This window comes from Asticcacaulis benevestitus DSM 16100 = ATCC BAA-896 (assembly GCF_000376105.1).
In the GTDB taxonomy this organism is placed as follows: Bacteria; Pseudomonadota; Alphaproteobacteria; order Caulobacterales; family Caulobacteraceae; genus Asticcacaulis; species Asticcacaulis benevestitus.
In genome coordinates, this window is the sequence record NZ_AQWM01000083.1 from 1 (window position 1) to 2,261 (window position 2,261).

The 2,261-nt window shown below is 56.6% G+C and carries 1 protein-coding gene; it reads right to left on the minus strand.

Features of this window, described 5'->3' with window-relative positions; translation table 11 throughout:
* Positions 1–2,261: hypothetical protein (locus B060_RS25845; RefSeq protein WP_040401985.1), on the minus strand; the 2,261-nt coding region annotated here is incomplete at both ends.

Below are 2,261 nucleotides of genomic sequence, written 5' to 3' on the forward strand. Positions count from 1 at the left end.
GGGATGCTTGCCAATTTAGAAGCGCCTAAAGCCTTCGTCATTCCAGCCGTTGCCAGCTTTTGCGCCGTGTCTGAACCCGCGCCACGACCTGCATTGGATTGCCCTTCGGCCTTAAGGTCATCACGTAGCGCGTAAATCTTGTTCAGCGTTCCCTTGGTAAGTGCCTTGGCGCCATTGTCACCATCGGCATTACGCAACTTCTCAATGGTTTTCAGCGCCGAGTTGACCTTGCCGAGCGTCAGGTGTTCGTCAGCATCTAGCGCTAGAGAGTGCAAATATTCTTTTTCCGCAACCGGGATGCGCTCAAGTTGCGTGTCAATGACATGCTGGCGGTATCCCGGAGCGGCTGCGTCTAGTTCATCAAGTGCGGCATTACGCGCCTGCGCGATTGCTTGGTGAGCGCCCGGCTTGCGGGCCGCTGCGTCGAGTTGGTGATAAACCTCCTCCAAGGCCTGCGGGCGAGACTCGAAAACGTCGCGCGCGGCTGAGCGCTTGATGGCCGTTTCAGCCACGTCGCCCAAGTGTCCACCGCCTTTATAGACATAGTTTCCAGTGTTCTTTTTGACGGCAGACAGCAGGTGTGCGGGGTCAACGGCTTGATCGGGACCGGCCTTGTTGATAGCGCCCTCTGCAATCTTCATGTTGCGATATTGCGAGCGCGCCACCTTCAGCGCCGCCACGTCTTCGGGTTTGGCTGACGACTGCAACGCATCGTCCAGCACATTGCGGATATCCGCCCCATACTCGCCAATGACCGGCCTTTTCATCAGGCGATCAAGCGGAGAGTCCTTAGCAATGATTTTCTGATATGCTTTGCCGGGGATAATACCATCAGCATCAACCGTGTCGATTATGCCCTGCACCTGCTTAATCAATGGTGCGGTTTCGCTGTCTGACAGCACGAGGCCGGCATCATGTACGATCTGGCCCAACCCACTCTTGAAGTCGTCTCCAGCCTTGATATTGGTCTTGCCTGCCGCTTCCTCAAAAATTGATCCGAGACGGTCTTTGTTGGCTTGTAGGGCGTCGGGCGTTGGTTTGGCAGCGTCGCTACCCATAGCTTTCATGATGCCCTTGTCGAGTTCCGCGCGATGCGCAGGAATCAGCCCATCCTCTGACGCGACAAGATTGGCGCGAGCCTTCTCAAGAGGACCTCGCACGCTACCGTTTGCGCCAGCGGGGCCTTCAAGGATAGAGTCGATGCGCTGAACCACGCCACGCCCATTGGCATCTTTCGCACTCGAAAATGCCGCATCACGACGCGCAATAGCCGCGGCATCCGCCTGCTGCTTCATGACTGCAAGGTCGTCTTTCGAGCCTGTGACTTCGGATAGATACCCTTTGCGCGCCTCATTGTTCGACTTCATCAAGGAATCGAACTGATTTGAAAACTCGGTATTTGTTGCCTTTGTCGAGCGCTCCAGAGCGGATAAGCCGGAATTGCCACCAACAACAGATTGTGCCGTCGTGCGTTGAACGCCGGGAATGGGCGATACTGCGTCGATAGCGACCGGCGCACCTGCCGCGCGCTCCTGCAAGAAGCGGTTGACGATCTTGTTTTGGCCCGCCTCGGTGATCGGATCAATGAGTGCGTTTCGGATGCCGCCAACTGCGGCCTTTCCGCCCCCATATAGTGCGTTTCCAACAACAGGAAGGGCTGCGCCAATAAGAGCTCCCTGCTTTAACTGCTCACTCAGCGGTTTATCGGTCTGCGAAGACAATATGGCAGACGAACCCGCGCCTTCAAGCGCACCTCGTGTAGCCAATGAACTGCCGCGCAAAAGTAGATTACCGCCCCTCCCTGCCGTTCCAGCAACAAAGCTCATGCCAGGCGTAGCCTCGAGCGCTGCGCCAGCCCCCCCCATCAGCGGAGCGGTGAACGCAACGTTGCCCGCAAGACGGCCACCGGTCGCCCACCCGTTATTTCCATAACGGGCGTCATATGCATTCCGATCAGCCTTGTAGCCCGCCAAAGCTTTATCAATTTCATTCGGGGCGGAAAGTTCAGCCCGCTTATCTTCTTCTGACAGAAACGGGTTTCGCCTGATTACGATGTCGTTGAAGGTATCGGAGAACGCCTTGACCGGGACGGCCATCATATTGCCAAAGCTGGCTTCTGCGTCTTTTATATACCCCTGCTTTACTCCCGCGCTAATACCCTCGCCGGTGCTGATCGGAGCGCCTGGCGTCTGGTGAAGAGCGCCATCCCAATCCCAATAATAAACTCCAGGGCCAAGGCGGCTTGTGTTGTTTTCCTGCGA